Annotated in this window: 18 protein-coding genes; 12 read left to right on the top strand and 6 right to left on the bottom strand. The window is 71.2% G+C overall.

All coding sequences use genetic code 11. From position 1 onward, the window contains the following. The 3 genes from FJ091_17130 to FJ091_17120 all read right to left on the bottom strand — a co-directional run. A partial coding sequence (locus FJ091_17130; protein MBM4385078.1) for an ATP-binding cassette domain-containing protein occupies window positions 1-336 on the bottom strand: 336 nt, incomplete at its 3' end. Beyond that, a complete protein-coding gene (locus FJ091_17125; protein ID MBM4385077.1) occupies window positions 333-1,037 on the bottom strand; it encodes an ABC transporter permease in 705 nt (234 codons plus the stop codon). The genes FJ091_17125 and FJ091_17130, both read right to left, overlap by 4 nt. Beyond that, window positions 1,034-3,085: a thioredoxin domain-containing protein gene (locus FJ091_17120; protein MBM4385076.1), complete on the bottom strand. Its 2,052-nt coding sequence runs from the start codon at window positions 3,083-3,085 to the stop codon at window positions 1,034-1,036. Before FJ091_17120 ends, FJ091_17125 begins: the two co-directional genes overlap by 4 nt. Window positions 3,086-3,157: 72 nt before the next feature. On the opposite strand from FJ091_17120, the gene FJ091_17115 reads away from it, so the two are divergent. From FJ091_17115 to FJ091_17105, 3 genes are all read left to right on the top strand, one after another. Then, on the top strand, window positions 3,158-4,333 hold the full coding sequence (locus tag FJ091_17115) for a class I SAM-dependent rRNA methyltransferase (GenBank protein MBM4385075.1): 1,176 nt from the start codon (window positions 3,158-3,160) through the stop codon (window positions 4,331-4,333). Further along, a complete protein-coding gene (locus tag FJ091_17110; protein MBM4385074.1) occupies window positions 4,330-5,109 on the top strand; it encodes a hypothetical protein in 780 nt (259 codons plus the stop codon). Before FJ091_17115 ends, FJ091_17110 begins: the two co-directional genes overlap by 4 nt. 136 nt (window positions 5,110-5,245) lie before the next feature. Further along, window positions 5,246-6,031 carry a transposase gene (locus FJ091_17105; GenBank protein ID MBM4385073.1) on the top strand — a complete coding sequence of 262 codons (786 nt, stop codon included), beginning with the start codon at window positions 5,246-5,248 and terminating at the stop codon, window positions 6,029-6,031. A gap of 97 nt (window positions 6,032-6,128) precedes the next feature. On the opposite strand, the gene FJ091_17100 is transcribed toward FJ091_17105, so the two are convergent. Beyond that, the gene (locus FJ091_17100; GenBank protein ID MBM4385072.1) at window positions 6,129-7,775 is read right to left on the bottom strand and encodes an AMP-binding protein; all 1,647 of its coding nucleotides are present in this window, start codon (window positions 7,773-7,775) and stop codon (window positions 6,129-6,131) included. 56 nt (window positions 7,776-7,831) lie between these two features. Between FJ091_17100 and FJ091_17095 the strand changes: the two genes are divergently transcribed. From FJ091_17095 to FJ091_17060, 8 genes are all read left to right on the top strand, one after another. Then, a complete protein-coding gene (locus tag FJ091_17095; protein ID MBM4385071.1) occupies window positions 7,832-8,629 on the top strand; it encodes an enoyl-CoA hydratase/isomerase family protein in 798 nt (265 codons plus the stop codon). Between the two features lie 105 nt (window positions 8,630-8,734). After that, a complete protein-coding gene (locus tag FJ091_17090; protein ID MBM4385070.1) occupies window positions 8,735-9,427 on the top strand; it encodes a TetR/AcrR family transcriptional regulator in 693 nt (230 codons plus the stop codon). Window positions 9,428-9,714: 287 nt separating this feature from the next. After that, on the top strand, window positions 9,715-10,473 hold the full coding sequence (locus FJ091_17085) for an SDR family oxidoreductase (GenBank protein MBM4385069.1): 759 nt from the start codon (window positions 9,715-9,717) through the stop codon (window positions 10,471-10,473). Window positions 10,474-10,681: 208 nt separating this feature from the next. Further along, on the top strand, window positions 10,682-12,049 hold the full coding sequence (locus FJ091_17080; GenBank protein ID MBM4385068.1) for an aromatic ring-hydroxylating dioxygenase subunit alpha: 1,368 nt from the start codon (window positions 10,682-10,684) through the stop codon (window positions 12,047-12,049). A gap of 6 nt (window positions 12,050-12,055) precedes the next feature. Beyond that, window positions 12,056-12,268, top strand: a complete 213-nt coding sequence (locus FJ091_17075) for a ferredoxin (GenBank protein MBM4385067.1) — start codon at window positions 12,056-12,058, stop codon at window positions 12,266-12,268. After that, entirely contained in the window at window positions 12,265-12,546 is a 282-nt protein-coding gene (locus tag FJ091_17070) for a DUF485 domain-containing protein (protein MBM4385066.1), read from the top strand. Before FJ091_17075 ends, FJ091_17070 begins: the two co-directional genes overlap by 4 nt. Next, on the top strand, window positions 12,539-14,080 hold the full coding sequence (actP, locus tag FJ091_17065) for a cation/acetate symporter ActP (protein MBM4385065.1): 1,542 nt from the start codon (window positions 12,539-12,541) through the stop codon (window positions 14,078-14,080). The genes FJ091_17070 and actP overlap by 8 nt, the downstream gene beginning before the upstream one ends. Continuing rightward, entirely contained in the window at window positions 14,077-15,753 is a 1,677-nt protein-coding gene (locus FJ091_17060; GenBank protein ID MBM4385064.1) for an AMP-binding protein, read from the top strand. Before actP ends, FJ091_17060 begins: the two co-directional genes overlap by 4 nt. Window positions 15,754-15,763: 10 nt before the next feature. Here FJ091_17060 and FJ091_17055 read toward each other — a convergent pair whose 3' ends face one another. Together FJ091_17055 and FJ091_17050 are read right to left on the bottom strand one after the other, a co-directional pair. Next, complete coding sequence (locus FJ091_17055; GenBank protein ID MBM4385063.1) at window positions 15,764-16,069, bottom strand: hypothetical protein; 306 nt, start codon at window positions 16,067-16,069, stop codon at window positions 15,764-15,766. Between the two features lie 147 nt (window positions 16,070-16,216). Further along, window positions 16,217-16,792 (bottom strand): DUF1499 domain-containing protein, encoded by a 576-nt coding sequence (locus FJ091_17050; GenBank protein ID MBM4385062.1) that lies wholly within the window; start codon window positions 16,790-16,792, stop codon window positions 16,217-16,219. Here FJ091_17050 and FJ091_17045 point away from each other — a divergent pair. After that, window positions 16,714-17,910: an enoyl-CoA hydratase/isomerase family protein gene (locus FJ091_17045; protein ID MBM4385061.1), complete on the top strand. Its 1,197-nt coding sequence runs from the start codon at window positions 16,714-16,716 to the stop codon at window positions 17,908-17,910. The two genes, FJ091_17050 and FJ091_17045, sit on opposite strands and share 79 nt — an antisense overlap. Window positions 17,911-17,912 lie beyond the last annotated feature (2 nt).

Genomic DNA, 17,912 nt, shown 5'->3' with positions numbered 1-17,912 from the left:
GGCCTCGAGCGCGCGCCGCACGCGCGCCGCGCGCTCGCTGCGCGGCACGCCGCGCAGCGCGAGGGGGTACGCGACGTTGTCCGCCACGCTGCGCCGTAACAACACGGGCCGCTGCAGCACGATCGCGCGCGCCGCGCTCGCGCGGACTGCGCCCGCGCTCGGCACGAGCAACCCCGCCGCGAGCCGCAGCGCGAGGCTCTTGCCCGCGCCGTTCGGGCCGAGCAGCACCGAGATGCCACTCGAGCCCAGTGCGAAGCTGATGCCGCACACGAGCTTGCGTCCGCCCGCGGCGAAGTGCACGTCGTCGAACGTCAGCGGCGACATCCGCGCGCTCATGCGCCCGCTCGCCGCGCCGCGCCGCGAATCGCCTCGGTCGATCCGTTCACCAGCGCGGCGAGCGCGACCAGGATCAGGCCGAGCGCCAGCGCGAGCGCGGTGTCGCCGCGACTCGAGTGCAGCACGATCGCGGTGGTCATCGTGCGCGTGACGTGCGCGATGTTGCCGCCGACGATCATCACCGCGCCGACTTCCGCGACTGCGCGGCCGAGGCCGGCGAGCAGCGCGGTCGGCAGCGAGTAGCGCGCCTCGTAGAGCAGCGTGAGCGCAGCTTGCACCCGCGATGCGCCGTGAGCGCGCAGCTGCTCGCCGTACTCGCGCGCGAGATCCTCGATGCTCTGGCGCGCGAGCGACGCGATGATCGGCAGCACGAGCACGGCCTGCGCGATCACCATCGCCGTGGGCGTGAACAGCAGCTCGAGCGCTCCCAGCGGACCCGAGCGCGAGAGCACGAGGTAGAGCGCGAGGCCGACCACGACGGGCGGCAGCGCCATGCCCGTGCTGAGCAGCGCGACGAGCGCGCGGCGCCCGCGGAAGCGCGCGACGCCGAGCCACGCGCCGAGCGGCAGGCCCGCGAGCGCTGCCAGCACGACGGCGGCTCCGGTGACGCGCAGCGAGAGCGAGACGATCTCGAGCAGCTCGGCGTCGCCGCTCGCGATCAGGCGCCACGCGGTCGCGAAAGCCTCGCTGATCTCGGTCATCGGGAGTGCGGCGAGACGAGCGCGGCGACGGCGGCGGGCTCGGTCACCGGCAGCGAGCACTCGACGCCGCGGCACACGTAGGCCGCGGGCGCGCCGTTAAGGAGCGACTTGCCCGCGAGCCAGGTCGGGTCGAGTCGTGCGCTGGCTTCACTCGGCGCAGCCACGAGCACGGCGTCCTCGGGCCCGAGGGCGCGCCGCGCGGCGACGGCGAGCGCAGTGGTCCGCGGATCCGCCGCGTCGCCGATCACGACCGCGACGTCGAGCCCGCGCTCCGCCCACGCGCCCGCGCGCGCGAGCGTGGGCAGCGCATACGACGCGCGCTCGAGCGAGAACGCGTGCGTGCGCAGTACCCGCTCCGCCGTCGCGCGCAGCTCACTTCGCCCGGAGAGCGTCGCGGCCCGTAACAACCCCACGACCGCGAGGCCGGCCGAGTGCGGTGTCGCGCCGTCGTGGTCCGAGCGCGGGCGGTGGACCAGGCGCTCGCCGTCGACGGGCGTGAAGAAGAGGTCGTTCTCCTCGGGATCGAAGAAGCGCGCGCGGATCTCCTCGGCCACTTCGAGCGCGAGCGCGAGCCAGCGCTCGCCGCAGCCCGCGCGGTAAAGGTCGAGCAGCGCGGCGAGCCAAGGCGCGAGATCGTCGAGGAACGCGTCGACCTTGGCCGTGCCTTCGGCGAAGACGCGCAGCCAGCGGCCGCTCGGCGCGCGCAGGCGCGCGACGCAGAAGTCCGCGAGCGCGACGGCGTCGTCGCGCATCGTCTCGTCGCGCACCAGACTGCCGGCATACGCGAGGCCGGAGATCGTGAGCGCGTTCCAGCCGAGCAGGCGCTTCGTGTCCGTGGCCGGCGGGATGCGCTTCGCGCGCGCGGCGAGCAGCTCCGCGCGCTCCGGCGCGAAGTTCTCGCGCGGGCCGCGCGCGACGTCCCAGAGCACGTTCGCGTGCTCGAAGTTGCCGTGCTCGCTGACCGCGTACGCCGCGCAGAACTCGCGCGCGCGTTCGGCGCCGAGCACCGCGGAGACCTCGGCGGGCGTCCACACGTAGAACTTGCCCTCGACGCCCTCGCTGTCGGCGTCTTGGCTCGCATAACAACCGCCGTCTGGCGCGCGCATCTCACGGCGCAGCCATGCCGCGGTCTCGACGATCGGCCACCACAGGTCCTCGTCGCCGCAGCCCGTCTGCCGCCAGAGGTCGGCGTAGAAGCGCATCAGCTGACCTTGGTCGTAGAGCATCTTCTCGAAGTGCGGGACGCCCCAGTTGCCGTCGACGCAGTAGCGATGGAAGCCGCCGGCGAGCTGGTCGTAGAGGCCGCGCCGAGACATCTCGAGCGCGGTGTGGCGCAGGTGCGCGAGCACCGCGTCGCGCTCGGCCGCGGGCAGCAGTGGCGCGGCGGCCATCAACAAGTCGAGGTTCGACGGCGTCGGGAATTTCGGGCCGCCGCCGAATCCGCCGTGCTCGGCATCGGCGCCCTGCATCGTGCGCCGCGCGGCGGCGACCAGTTGCTCCGCGCCCGGCGGCGCGCTCGCGACGCCACGCGCGCGATCGCGCAGCGAGGCGAGCACCTGGCGCGCGGTCTCGTCCACCTTGTCGCGCTGCTGGTGATACGCGCGATGCAGGCCCTCGAGCACCTGCCGAAAGCTGGGCAGGCCGTGGCGCGGCTCGGGCGGGAAGTACGTGCCCGCGTAGAAGGGCGCGCCGTCGGGCTTGCAGAACACCGTCAGCGGCCAGCCACCGTGGCCCTGCAGGCGCATCACGGTGTCCATGTAAATCTGATCCACATCGGGCCGCTCTTCGCGATCGACCTTCACTGGCACGAACCATTGATTCATGAGGGATGCGATCGCGTCGTCTTCGAACGACTCGCGCTCCATCACGTGGCACCAGTGGCAGGCGCTGTAACCGATCGAGACGAGCAGGGGCTTGTCCTCGGCGCGCGCCTTCGCGAGCGCCTCCTCGCCCCACGGAAACCAGTCGACGGGGTTGTGCATGTGCTGGCGCAAGTACGCGCTGGTCTCGCGCGCGAGGCGATTGGCAGGGCGGCTCGGGTTCGACATCGGTCGCGCAGCATAGGTTGGCTCGCGCGCGAAGCCTCGAAGCGCGCGCGACCTCGCCTAAGTTGCGCGCGCATGTCGACCCCCGCGCGCATCGTGCTGCTGCCTGGACGCGATGCGTCCGCGCGGCGTCGTCATCCGTGGGTGCTGTCGGGCGCGGTGGCGCGCGTCGAAGGGGAGCCGGCGGACGGCGATCTCGTGCGCGTCCTCGCGAGCGACGGCGAGGTGCTGGGCCACGGGCACTTCGCGCCGGCGTCGCAGCTGCGCGTGCGGCTGCTCGAGTTCGGCAAGGAGTCGCGCGGCGAGGCGCTCGTCGCGGAGCGATTGCGCGCGGCGCGCGAGGCGCATCCGCTGCTCGCCGGCACGAACGCGCTGCGGCTCGTGAACGCGGAGGGCGACGGCCTGCCGGGGCTCGTGGTCGACCGCTTCGACGACGTCCTGGTGGTGCGCGCGGGCAGCATGGCGTGGCTGCGGCGCAGCGATGCAGTAGGGCAGGTGCTGCGCGACCTAACCAATGCGCGCGTGGGCCTCGCGCGCCCCGACGTCGCCGCGCTGCGCCGCGAAGGCGCGCAGGCAGAGCCGCGCACGCTCTGGGGCGAGCCGCCTAGCGAGCCGGTGCTCGTGCGCGAGCGCGGGCGCGAGTACTTCGCCGACGTCGCGCACGGGCAGAAGACGGGCTTCTACCTCGATCAGCGCGAAGCGCGCGATCTCGTGCAGGCGCTCGCGGCGGGGAAGCGCGTGCTCGATCTGTTCTCGTACACGGGCGGGATGGCCGTGGCAGCGCTGCAGGGTGGGGCGGTCCACGTAGCGCTGGTCGATTCGTCGGCGGACGCCCTCGCGCTGGCGCAGCGAAATCTGGTTCACGCCGGAGCGCGCGAGCGGGCCGAGATCGTCGAGGCGGACGGCTTCGAGTTCGCGCGCAAGCAGGCGCGCGGCTTCGAGCTCGCGATCGCGGACCCGCCGCCGCTCGCGCGCCGCAAGGCCGACGTGCAGCGCGCGGCGCGCGCCTACAAAGACATGCTGCTGCACTTGCTACGCCACGCGCCGCCCGGCGGGCGCGTGCTCGCCTTCTCGTGCTCGCACCACGTTGGCCCCGACTTGTTCCGCAAGATCGCGTTCGGCGCCGCTCTCGACGCCGGCCGCGATGCGCGCATCACCGCCGAGCTCGGTGCGCCGCCCGATCACCCCGTCTCGCTCTATCACCCCGAGGGCCACTACCTGACGGGGTTGTTGCTCGAGCTCGCGCCGTGAAGGGCGAGCTGCTCGACGCGCCGCTCACGCGCGCCTCGCGCTTCGTCGCGCAGCACGGCGCGGAGCTCGAGCGCAGCTACTGCGAGACGCTGCTGCGCGAGCTGCCCGCGCCCGAGTTGTTACGGGCGCTCGCGGTGCGCCAGCGCGCGGACGGCGCGCTCGAGCCCTGGCGCGGGAGCGATGCGAGCCCCGAAGCGGCCACGCGCCGCGCGCTCGCCTGGCTCGGCGCGCTCGGTCTCGCCGACAACCGCGTCGCGGAAGGCGCGGTGACGTTTCTCGCGCGCGGCCAGCAGTCCGATGGCGGCTTTGGCGATCTCGCGCTCCCGGCGCAGCTGCGAGTCCCGGTGACCGGCGAGACCGCCGGCCTGCTCGCGCGCACGGTCTTCGCGCGCGAGTCGCTGCTGCGGCGCGCCGAGCAGTTCCTCGCGCGCTGCTACTCGCCGGACTTGTTCCAGAGCGGCGAGTACGCGCCGCTGCTCGCGTACGCGCACGCGCTCGCCAGCATCGACAGCGAGCTCGCCGACGAGGCGATGGTCTGGTGCGGCCGCGAGCTCGAGAAGGGTTGGCGCAGCGCGCACTTCAGCACGCTGCAGCTCGCGCGCGTGCTGCTGCGCGCGCGCGCGAGGGCGCTGCCCGGCGCGCAGCTCGAAGCGCGCGAAGTCGTGCTCGCGCTGCTCGCCGCGCAGCAGCGCGACGGCGGCTGGCCCGCCGAGCCCGAGGCGGATCGCGTCGAGGCGACGCTCGAGGCGGTCGAGGCGCTGCTGCGGCTGAGCTGAGGGGGCGGACGTTTCGGCCGGGCCGAAATGTCCGGTGAGACAATTCGGCCCGGCCGAAATGTTCGCTTGCCTCCTCGGTTTGCCGCGGCTACTCCCCGCATCCCCCTAGGCCCTCGGTCCCGCTGGGATGAACCCCATGCCGAGGCGAGCCCCCACGGATGAGCGCGGCGCCATCCACCACGTGACGATTCGCGGCGTCGATCGCCGCGAGATCTTTCGCGGCGAACACGATCGCGGCGTTTTCGTCGACCGCTTCGAGCAGCTCGTGTGCGACCTCGGGTTCGCGTGCGACGCACTCACGCTGATCGCGAATCACGTCCACGCCGTGCTCCAGACCGGCGACGAGCCGCTCGCGAAGCTGATGCATCGGCTCAACTTCGTTTACGCACAGCGCTTGAATCGCGAGTGCGCGCGCAGCGGATACCTGTTCGAGTCGCGCTACTACGCCAAGCGCGTCACCGATGAGGGCGGGCACATCCTGCTCGTCGCGTACGTCGTCGGTAACGCCGCGCGGCACGGGCTCTCTACGGTCGATGCGCTGCCCGAGGACCCGTGGAACCTGCTCGCTGCCCTACACGGCAAGCGCCGGCCGCGTCGCTTCGAGTCGATCGCGCGCATGCGCACGCTGCTCGGCGGCCGCGCGTGGCGGGAGCAGGTGCGCGCGGCGGCGACGGCGCCCGACGCGGCAGGTGCGGCGCTCGAGCCCGACTTGCTCGCGGAGCTCGACTATCTGATTCGCGAGATGTGTGCGCGCAACGGCGTGCCGCGCGAGCACCTGGGTCGACCCGAGCACCGCCTCGTGCGCCGTGCGCTGCTCGAGAGCGCCACGCGCGTGCTCGGCGTGTCGATCACAGACGCCTCGAAGGCGCTCGCCATGTCGCGCGCATCCGCTCATCGGACGCTCGCCCGCCCCACCAAGTGAGCGCGAGCCCGCGGTGCGGAGGCTGCCGCTCAGATGAGGCACTTCGGCCGGGCCGAAATGTCTCACGCCTGCGACACTTCGGCCCGGCCGGAACGTCTCACTCGCTGCGCCCGCCCCCCGTCGCAAGCTGCTTCTCCGCCACCTGCTTCGCCCAGCGGTAGTCCGCCTTGCCGCTCGGCGCGCGCACCACCTCGGGCACGAACACGAACGCGCGCGGCAGCTTGTAACGCGCGACGTGCGCCTCGCAGGCGGCGCGCAGCTCGTCCTCGCTGGCGCGCATGTTCGCGCGCAGCGCGACCACCGCCGTCACCTGCTGCCCGAAGCGCGCGTGCGGGGTGCCGGTCACCACCACGTCCCACACCGCGGGGTGATGTTTCAGCGCGTGCTCGACTTCTTCGGCGAAGATCTTCTCGCCGCCCGAGTTGATCGTGACCGAGTCGCGCCCTAACAAGCGCAGGCCGCCGCCCGCGAGTGCGATCGCGCGGTCGCCGGGCACCGAGTAGCGCACGTCACCGATCACAGGGAACGTGCGCGCCGTCTTCTCGGCGTCCTTGTAGTAACCGAGCGGCACCGGCCCCGAGCGCGCGAGCCAGCCCGCTTCGACGGAGCCTGCCGCGAGGACGCGCGTGAGATCTTCCGACAGCACGACGTTGTTCGGAGTCAGCGCGAAGTCGCCGCTGCTCGCCTTCTGCCCGCTGCGCGAGACCTGCGAGCCCTGCTGGCCGCTCTCGGACGAGCCGAGCACGTCGATCAGGCGTGCGTTCGGGATGCGCGCGAGCAGCTCGTCTTTCACTGTCGCGCTGAGGATCGCGCCGCCCGACGTGATCGTCTGCAGCGAGGTCGTGTCGTAGGCGCGCTCGCGCAGCGCTTCGAGCAGCGGCTTCGCAAACGCGTCGCCCACGATCGTCACCGCGCTGATGCGCTCGCGCTCGATCGTCGCGAGCACGTCGTGCGCGTCGAAGCGGCGCACCTCGTTCTGCACGAAGACCGTGCCGCCCGTGTGCCACATCGTGAACGCGGCCCAGTGCGCGGCGCCGTGCATGAACGGCGGCGTCGGCAGCGCGCGCACCTTGCCGGCGCCGCGCCGCGCGCGCTCCACGATCGCGTCGATCGTGGGCTCGGTGTTGGGCGGCGTCAGCGCGGCGCGCAGGATCTCGTCGTGGCGCCACAGCACGCCCTTCGGCATGCCCGTCGTGCCGCCGGTGTAGAGGATGTAGAGGTCGTCCTCGCTGAGCCGCTCGGGAGCAGCGGGCGTCGCCGCGGCGAGCGCGGCCTCGTACTCGACGTCGCCGGCGAGCTTCTCACCCGAGCCGTCGTCGACGCGAATCCAGAGCCGCACCTGCGGCAGCTGCGCGCGAATGCGCGCGAGCGTCGGCGCGAAGCTGGCGTGGAAGATCACCGCCTTCGCATCCGCGTTGTCGAACAGGTAGAGCAGCTCCTCGTCCACGTAGCGGTAGTTCACGTTGAACGGGGCGCAGCGCGCCTTCATCGCGCCGACCATGCCCTCGAGATACTCCGCGCCGTTGTAGAGGTAGAGCGCGACGTGGTCTTGCCCGGACTCGTGGTTCGCCAGGCCCGCGCGCTCGCGCCGGCAGCCGAGCCCCGCGCCGCGCAGCACCGCGGCGAGCCGGCGCGTGCGCTCCGTGATCTCGCGCCAGCGCAGGCGGTGCGCGCCGTGAACGAGGCACTCCGCGTCGGGAACCGCAGCGGCGATGGCTTCGTGGATCGCGGCGAGATTCGGCATGCGGCCAGTGTTGCAGCGCGCTGCGCGCGCTTCACGTACGCGCGTATCGTGCGGCGATGACGTACGAGGATCTTCGCTTCGAGCTGGACGAGCACGGCGTCGCAACGCTCACGCTCGATCGCCCCGCGCAGCTGAACGCGTTCTCCGGCGCGATGGGCCGCTCGCTCGCGGCCGCCTACCAGCGCTGCGACGAGGACGACGCGGTGCGCGCCGTGGTCGTGACGGGCGCCGGGCGCGCGTTCTGCGCGGGCGCCGACATGAGCGACGCCGCGAGCACGTTTCGCGTCGACGACGCGAGCGCGTTCAGCGCCGCGGCCGTCGCGTTTCCCGCGTTCCGCGTGCGCAAGCTCGTGATCGCTGCCGTGAACGGCCACGCGATCGGCCTCGGCCTCACGCTCGCCCTGCAGTGCGACGTGCGCTTCCTCGCGCGCGAGGGGAAGTACGGCGTGGTGCAAGTCCGCCGCGGCGCGATGCCCGACGCCTATGCGCACTGGACCGCGACGCGCGCGCTCGGCCTCGCGCGCGCGGCCGAGTTGTTACTGACCGGACGCACGTACACGGGCGACGAAATCGCTGCGCTCGGCGTCGCAACGCGCGTGCTCCCCGCGGCAGAGGTGTTGCCGGCCGCGCTCGAGCTGGCGCGCGATGTCGCCGCGAACGCAGCGCCGGTTTCGGTGGCGCTGAGCAAGCGCCTGCTCTGGGAAGCACCGGGCCTCGGCGCCGACGAGGTAGAGCGCCGCGAGACCGAGCTGCACAAGAGGCTGTTCGCGCTGCCGGACTGCGTGGAGGGCCCCGTGGCCTTCGCGCAGAAGCGCCCGCCGCTGTGGAAGGGCAGCGTTCGCGAGAGCTCCTGAGCGCGTTTGAACGCGAGCCATTCCACGCCCGCAACTCCGCGAGAGAGCGATGCAAATCGCTGCTTGATCGGGTTAAAGTGCGGACGCTCTCGAAAGGAGCGCAGCGTGCGGGTCGACTTCCTGGCGCAGCAGATGGCGGAACGTCGCGAGCGCATCCTCGCGGCGGCGCGCGAGATCATCGGCCAGCGTGGCTACGAGGCGCTCACCATGCGCGACCTCGCGCGCGCGAGTCGTGTCACGGTGCCGACGGTCTACAACCTCGTCGGCTCGAAAGAAGAGGTGCTCTTCGCCGCGATCGAGGAGCAGACGCAGCGCTTCGAAGCGGGCCTCCGCGGCGGCAGCGAGCTTCCGCCGGCGCAGCGCGTGATCGCGATCGTCGACGCAGCCGCGACCGAGTACCTGCGCATGCCGCGCTACTACAGCACGCTGCTCACGCTGCTGTTCATCTCGGACTCCGCGCACGCGATGCGCCAGCGCGTCGACCGCGCGATCTCGACGCCGATGGGCGAGGCGCTCGCCGCGATGCGCGACGCCGGCGAGCTCGCGAGCTGGATCGAGCTGCGGCCGCTGCGCGGCAGATTGCGTGCCCATCTGCAGATGACGTCGCTGCAGTGGGCCGTCGGCGGCATCACGGACGACGGTCTGCGCGCCGCCGCGCGCTACGGGGCTGCGTTGCTGATGACCGCTGCGACGACGGGCGCCACGCGTAGTCACTACGAAGGCGTCGCACGGGCGGCGCAGTCCGGCGCGATCGGCCGCGCGCCGGACGAACCTCAGGCTGCGAGGAGCTCTCCGTGAAGATGCGGCACCCCGTGACGGGGGCGATCTACGAACGCGCGGGCGAGGGGCAGTGCAAAATCACCGACCCCGACGGCCGCTCGGGCGTGTTCACGGACAAGGGCGTGCACGTCTCGGGCGAGCGCGTCGACCCCGACCTGCACTTCATCATCTGGATCGGCGGCGCGCAGCTCGACATGCGCAACGCAAACCAAGGCGCGGGCCTGTCGCTCCCGCCCAAAGTCGTTCCTCCTCCAACCCTCGCGCCGCGCGGCGCCTTCGTGGGCGGCCAAGGAAAGGGCAAAGGCATGGATCTCGGACTCTCCGGCAAGAAGGCTCTCGTGACTGCCGCGAGCCGCGGCATCGGCCTCTCGATCGCGCGGCAATTCGCCGACGACGGCGCGGACGTCGCGATCTGCGCACGCAGCGAAGGCGGCCTCGAATCTGCGAAGAAGGAGCTCGAAGCGCGCGGCGTGAAGGTGTGCGCGAGAGCCGTCGACGTGAGCGACGGCGCCGCGCTGAAGGCGTTCGTGGCCGAGGCCGCGGGCGCGCTCGGCGGCCTCGACATCTTCGTCTCGAACGCGAGCGCCGGGGGCGGCATGGGCGAGCAGGCCTGGCAGGCCACCTTCGACATCGACGTGATGAGCGCGGCGCGCGGAGTCGAGGCGGCGCTGCCGTTCCTCGCGAAGTCCGAGGCGGGCAGCGTCGTGTTCATCAGCTCGACCGCCGCGCTCGAGTACCTCGGCGTGCCGCAGCCCTACAACGCGATGAAGGCCGCGCTGATCGCGCACGCTGGCGATCTCTCGCAAGCGCTCGCGAAGCAGGGCATCCGCGTGAACACGGTGTCGCCGGGCCCGATCTACTTCGAGGGCGGCAACTGGGAGATGATCAAGAACGCGATGCCCGCGGTTTATCAGGGCGCGCTCGCGCAGTGCGCGATCGGCCGCATGGGCACGCCGGAAGAAGTCGCGCGCGCAGTCGTGTTCCTCGCGAGCCCCGCCGCGAGCCTCATCACCGGCGCCAACCTCGTGTGCGACGGCGGCTTCACGAAGGGGCATCACTTCTAGAAGCGAGCTCGGTGGACCGAGACCGCCAGACTCTACGACGTGAGGAAACGTCGAGGCGAGACGGAGCAGGTCGGCCGAGGACGCAAGCGAAGCGCGCAGCGAGGCGGAGTCTGCGGAGCCGAGCGAAGTAGACAAGGAAAATCGGACGAGAACGGAACGGGTAGGAAGCGCCCGTTGCGGCAACCCGATCGCATGAAGGAGAAGCCTAATGGCCACCGAATTGTCACTCCCGTTCCGCAAAGCGAACGAGGGACCGCGCTCGGAAGGGCTCTCCTACCAACAGCTCTTGGACAGCGACACGCGAGAAGTGCCCGACGTGCTGCGCTGGCAGTCGGCGCGCGAGCTGCCGGCCGCGAAGGTGCCGATTCGCCGGTACACCTCACCCGAGTACCACAAGCTCGAAGTCGAGAAGCTGTGGAAGAAGGTTTGGCAGTTCGCGTGCCGCGAGGAGCAGATCCCCGAGGTCGGCGATCACACCGTCTACCGCATCGCCGACATGGAAGTGGTGCTCGTGCGCGCGAGCGCGAACGAGATCAAGGCGTACCGCAACGTGTGCCTGCACCGCGGGCGCGCGATCAAGGACTGCGATGGGCGCTCGCAAGAGCTGCGCTGCCCGTTCCACGGCTGGGCGTGGAATCTCGACGGCAGCCTGAAGACGATTCCCGCGCGCTGGGATTTTCCGCACGTGAATCGCGCCGAGTACCACCTGCCAGAAGTGCGCGTCGGCAGCTGGGGCGGGTACGTGTTCATCAACTTCGATCCCGAGGCGGTCTCGTTCGAGACCTGGATCGGCGATCTCCCGAAGCACTTCACGCGCTGGCCGCACGAGAAGAAGTACATCGAGGCGTGGGTCGGCAAGCTCATGAAGTGCAACTGGAAGGTGTGTCAGGAGGCCTTCATGGAGGCCTACCACGTGATCCTCACGCACCCGCAGATGCTGGCCGGCATCGGAGATTGCAACTCGCAGTACGACGCGTGGGACACGTTCTCGCGCGCGATCACGCCGAACATGACGCCGAGCCCGCATCTCACGTGGGAGCCGACCGAGCAGGATCAGCTCGACGCGATGTTCTCCCGCGACATCGACAGCGAGCCGCTGATGCGCGTGCCCGAGGGCATGACGGCGCGCGAGTTCGTCGGCCAGCTCACGCGCATGCAGATGAAGGGCGTGGTGCCCGGCGTCGAGGACCTGACGGACGCCGAGATGAACGACAGCTTCTACTACACGCTGTTCCCGAACTTCCATCCGTGGGGCGCCTACAACCGCATCACGTATCGCTTCCGGCCGAACGGCAACGATCCGAACTCGTGTCTGATGGAGGTGTTCTACCTCGCGCCGTTCCGCGGCAAGCGCCCGCCGCCGGCGAAGTTCCAGCTGCTCGGTGAAGACGACGACTGGACGAAGGCGCCGCAGCTCGGCTTCCTCGCGAAGGTGTTCAACCAGGACACGGGCAACCTGTTCCGCGTGCAGGAGGGGCTGCGCGCCGCGGCGCACAGCCACGTCACGCTCGCGGGCTATCAGGAGACCAAGCCGCGCCACTTCCACGCGCTGCTCGAGAAGTTCGTCGGCGAGTAGCGAAGGGTGGAGCCGCTCGAGATCCGCGCCGAGCGCGCCGCGTGCAAGGGCGCGCGCGCGTGCGTGCGCCGCGCGCCCGCGACCTTCTCGCTCGACGCGGAGCGCCGCGTCGTGATCGCGCCGGCGCCGGGCGACACGCTGGACGCGATCGTCGACGCCGCGCGCGCGTGCCCGAACTTCGCGATCGAAGTCAGGCGCGGAAACGAGAAGCTGGTGTGAGCGATCTCGACTCGCTGCGAAAGCTCGAGTCCGCGCGCGCGCGAGTCGTCACCGCGCTGAGCGCCGCCACGGTGCTCGTCTACTTCGGCTTCATCCTGCTCGTGGCGTTCGCGCCCGCTCGGCTCGGCGCGCTGCTCGCGCCGGGGCTCTCGCTCGGGATCGTGCTCGGCGCGTCGGTGATCGTGCTGTCCTGGCTGTTCACCGCGCTCTACGTGCGCTGGGCCAACAAGCGCTACGACCCGGCGCTGCGCGCGCTGCGCGGGCGACGCGATGGCTGAGGGCGCGCAGACCAGCGGCGTCGCGATGGCGTGGTTCTTCGCGTTCATCGCGACCACGCTCGGCATCACCTACTGGGCCGCGCGCAAGACGCGCAGCACCGAGCAGTTCTACGCCGCGGGCCGCTCGATCACGGCGGGACAGAACGGCTTCGCGCTCGCGGGCGACTACATGAGCGCCGCGAGCTTCCTCGGCATCGCGGGGCTCGTCTCCACCACGGGCTTCGACGGCCTGATCTACTCGACGGGTTGGCTCGTCGGCTGGCCGATCGTGCTGTTCCTGATCGCCGAGCCGCTGCGCAACCTCGGGCGCTTCACCTTCGCCGACGTGGTCGCGCTGCGGCTGCGCCAAGTGCCGGTCCGCATAGCCGCCGCGTGCGGAACGCTCGCGACGGTCACGTTCTACCTGATCGCGCAGATGGTCGGTGCGGGGAACCTGATCAAGCTCTTGTTCGGGCTCTCCTACGAGACGGCCGTCGCGATCACCGGAGCGGCGATGATCGTGTACGTGCTGTTCGGCGGGATGATCGCGACGACCTGGGTGCAGATCGTGAAGGCCGGGCTGTTGTTAGGGGGTGCGACGCTGCTCGGGCTGCTCGTGCTCGCGAGGTTCGAGTTCAGCCCCGCGCAGCTGTTCGCTGCCGCAGCCGCGCAGTACGGCGAGGGGATGCTCGCGCCGGGCAAGCTCGTCTCGAACCCGCTGGAAGCCGTCTCGCTCGGCGCGGCGCTGATGTTCGGAACCGCGGGCCTGCCGCACATCCTGATGCGCTTCTACACCGTGCCCGACGCGCGCGCGGCGCGAACCAGCGTGTTCTACGCGACGGGCCTGATCGGCTTCTTCTACCTGATGACGTTCGTGCTCGGCTTCGGCGCGATGGTGCTCGTCGGTCCCGACGCGATCAGGGCCGCGGACGCCGGCGGCAACCTCGCGGCGCCGCTGCTCGCGCAGCATCTCGGCGGCACGCCCTTCCTCGGCTTCATCGCCGCGGTCGCGTTCGCGACGATCCTCGCCGTTGTCGCCGGCCTGACGCTTTCGGGCGCTGCCGCGCTCTCGCACGACTTGTGGGTGCATGTGGTGAGGCGCGGCCACGGGGATGCAGACGAAGAGCTCGTCGTCGCTCGCATCGCGACGGTCGCGCTCGGTCTCGTCGCGATCGTGCTCGGCATCTCGTTCAAGGGCCAGAACGTGGCGTTCATGGTGGCGCTCGCGTTCGCGATCGCGGCGAGCGCGAACTTCCCCGCGCTCGTGCTCGCGATCTTCTGGCGCGGCTTCACGACGCGCGGCGCCGTTGCGAGCATGGCGGTCGGCACGCTCAGCACGCTCGGCTTGATCGCCCTCTCGCCCACGGTGCAGATCGACATCCTCGGCGGCAGCGCCGCGTGGTTCCCGCTGCGCAACCCCGCGCTGCTCACGATCCCGCTCGCGTTCGCGGTCGGCTTCGTCGTCTCGAAGCTCGCGCCCGAGCCGAGCGCCGCGCAGGGTCACGACGCGCTCGCCGAGCAGCTCCACTTCGGCCACGCGGAGGATGCGAAATGAGCGAAGTCGCGAAGTTCCTCGAGGCGCGCGATTTCCTGCTCGCGCAGCGCACCGATTACGCAGCCGCAATCCGCGGCTTCCGCTGGCCCGCGCTCACGCACTTCAACTGGGCGACGGACTACTTCGACGCGATGGCGGCGAACAACGACCGCACGGGCCTTCACGTCGTGGAGGAATCGGGTGCGGAGGAGAAGCGCTCCTTCGCCGAGCTCTCTGCGCGCAGCAACCAAGTGGCGAACTGGCTGCGCGGGCTCGGCGTCGCGAGGGGCGACCGCGTGCTCTTGATGCTCGGCAACGAGATCGCGCTGTGGGAGGTGATGCTCGCCTGCATCAAGCTCGGCGCGGTGATGATCCCCGCGACGACGCTGCTCGCCGCGAACGATCTGCGCGACCGCCTCGATCGCGGGCAGGTGAAGCACGTCGTCGTCGGCGCGGCGCACGTCGCGAAGTTCGACGCGGTTCCCGGCGCGTACACGAGGATCGTCGTCGGCGGGGACGCCGCGGGCTGGCACTCGTTCGCGAGCGCGGAGAAGTCCCTGACGACTTTCACGCCCGCTGCGCCGACGCGCGCGAGCGATCCGCTGCTGCTCTACTTCACCTCGGGCACGACCTCGAAGCCGAAGCTCGTGCTGCACACGCACGAGAGCTACCCGGTCGGGCACCTCGCGACGATGTACTGGATCGGGCTCCAGCCGGGCGACACCCACCTCAACATCTCCTCGCCGGGCTGGGCGAAGCACGCGTGGAGCTGCTTCTTCGCGCCGTGGAACGCGGGCGCGACGGTGTTCCTCTACAACTACGCGCGTTTCGACGCGAAAGCGATGCTGGCGACGCTCGTGAAGCACCGCGTCACCACGCTGTGCGCGCCGCCGACGGTGTGGCGGATGCTGATCCAGTCGCCCGACCTCGCGAGCACGAAGACCTCGCTGCGCGAGCTATGCGGCGCCGGGGAGCCGCTGAATCCCGAGGTGATCGAGCAGGCGCGGCGCGCTTGGGGCATCACGATTCGCGACGGCTTCGGGCAGACCGAGACGACCGCGCAGATCGGGAACACGCCCGGACAACTCGTGAAGCCCGGCTCGATGGGGCGCGTGCTCCCGGGTTATCAGGTGCGTCTGCTCGACGCCTACGGCACGCAGCAGCGCGAGGGCGAGATCTGCCTCGCGCTCGAGCCGCGCCCGCTCGGTCTCATGGTCGGGTACACGGACGACGCCGCGAAGACCGCCGAGGCGATGCGCTTCGGTCACTACCACACGGGCGACACGGCGAGCATCGACGACGAGGGCTACGTCACGTACGTCGGTCGGGCAGACGACGTGTTCAAGGCGAGCGACTACCGCATCTCGCCGTTCGAGCTCGAGAGCGTGCTGATCGAGCACCCCGCGATCGCCGAGGCCGCCGTGGTGCCGAGCCCCGACGCGCTGCGCCTCGCCGTGCCGAAGGCGTTCGTGGTGACGCGCGCCGGCTTCGCGCCGAGCCGCGAGGTCGCGGCCGACGTGTTCGCGTTTCTCCGCAACAAGCTCGCCCCGTTCAAGCGCATCCGGCGCCTGGAGTTCGCGGAGCTGCCGAAGACGATCAGCGGCAAGATTCGCCGCGTCGAGCTGCGCACCGCGGAGCAGAAGCGCGATCCGAACGTGAAGCGCGCGAACGAGTGGTTCGACAGCGAGTTCTGAGCGCCGGCGCTCAGCGGCCGTTGAAGACGCGCCTTCGCTTCACGCGCGGACCACGGGGCGCATCCCCGCGAAGGCGCCGAATCAACAACTCGCGGGCGCGGTCGCGCGAGAGCCCAGCGTGCCCCGCCATCTCGAGTGAGAGCAGGTGTTCCGCTTGCTCGCGGCTGCCCGCGAGACGAACGAGCTCGTCGTCCCGCCGCGTGGACGCGCGCCGGTCGATCCAGAGCGCCGCCAAGACGCCGAGGGCGAGGAGGCCTGGGACGAGAAAGAACCAGTACTCCAAGAGTCGCGTCGGATGGAACCAGTCGCCGCCCACGATGCGCCTCCTCTGCTTCCTCAGCGATTGCCGCGCCGACGGCTCTCGACTGCGCGGGGCCTCGCTGCGGGAGATTCCGGGCGCCGCACCGCCACCGCCAGAGCGCGACGAAGGTGCCGATCGCGAGAAGCGAGCCAGCGAGCGCGCTCAGTCCGGCAACACCTCGAAGAACCGCCGGATCCGCGCCGCGTTGGCGCCGATGTCGCCCTGGCCGTCGCGCGACTTGCTGCGCACGTCGACGACCGAGCCGCCCGTGCCGTCGCTGCGCACGCGCACGACCACGTCGTCGACGAAGCGGAACAGCTTCGTCGTCTCGCTGCCCGTAACAACTCCGGCGGCGGGGTCGGCCGCGACGCCGCTCCAGTCGAGCGCGCGCGCCGCTTGCTCCGCCTCGCGCAGCACCGCTTCGGGGGCGCGCGCGACGCGAATCGGCTGGAGGTCCTGATAGCTGGGAGTCGCCTTGATCTGGTCGGCGAAGCCGGCGGGGAAGCTCATGTCGCGATTGCGGCCGGACGGGTCGTTCGGGAATGCGGGTGGATCCGCGAGATCGGTGCTGATGTCGTTGATCGGCGGAACGACCGCGCCGGGGCGCTGTGCGATCGAGACGACGGCGATTGCGACCAGCGCCGCCGCGATCCCGACGTATGCGAGATTGCGCCCGCTGCGCTGCGCGGCGGCCCGCGTCGTGTAGAGAGCGCCGAGGCCGAGCAGGCCACCGACCACCGCGGACGCGAGGCCCAGCAGGAACAGCTGGAAGCCGCCCATCGGCTCGAGCGCACCGGTGTTCGCGAGCAGCGCGCCGAGCGCGGGATCGAAGAGGCCGACGGCGCCGAAGATGCCGGCGGCGAGGGCGAGCTTGGAGCGTTGCATCGTGTCTCCTGCGCGGCCGGAAGCGTTCGCGTGCGGCCGCTTTGTCCCGCGAGCGCGCGGGCCGCGCAGGCTATCACGCGAAGCGGTCGCTCCGGCACGCGCCGCGCTTGGGTCAGACCCCGGCTGTACCGCCGAGCCAGCGCTCGCACGGCAGGCTCGATACGTTGCGCCGCCCTTCGCAGGAGGATCTCGTGCCCGATCTCGTGCTCTCGGAACGGCGCGGCGCCGCGCTGCTGCTCACGCTGAACCGCCCCGATGCGCTGAACGCGCTCTCCTCCGCGCTGCTGACGGATCTCGCCGCGCGCCTCGACGAGGTCGCTCGCGACGGGAGCGCTCGCGCGCTCGTGATCACGGGCGCCGGCCGCGCGTTCGCCGCGGGCGCGGACATCGCGCAGATGCGCACGATGACGCCGCAGCAGGGCGAGGCCTTCTCGCGCCTCGGCCACGACACCTTCGCGAAGCTCGAAGCGCTCGCGATTCCCACGATCGCCGCGGTGAACGGCTTCGCGCTCGGCGGCGGCTGCGAGCTCGCGCTCGCGTGCGACTGGATCTACGCGAGCAAGAAGGCGCGCCTCGGTCAGCCCGAGGTGAACCTCGGCCTGATCCCCGGCTTCGGCGGCACGAGCCGGCTCGTTCGGCGCGTCGGGCCCGCGTGGGCGAAGGAGCTGATTCTCACGGGCGAGCCGATCGACGCCGACACCGCTCTCCGCATCGGCCTCGCCAACCGCGTCTACGACGACGCCGAGCCGCTGCTCGCCGCGGCGCTCGCGACGGCGGAGACGATCGCGAAGAAGGGCCCGGTCGCGGTCGCGTCGGCCAAGCGCGTGATGCAGGAAGGGCAGGACGCGGACGTACGGGTGGCGCACGCGCTCGAGCAGGTGGGCTTCGGCTCGATCTTCGCGACCGAGGATCGCCTCGAAGGCATGGACGCGTTCCTCGGCAAACGCACTGCTTCGTTCTCAGGGAAGTAGGG

The sequence above is a fragment of the Deltaproteobacteria bacterium genome (assembly GCA_016875395.1).
In the GTDB taxonomy this organism is placed as follows: domain Bacteria; phylum Myxococcota_A; class UBA9160; order UBA9160; family UBA6930; genus VGRF01.
This window is presented reverse-complemented; position numbering and strand designations above follow the sequence as displayed.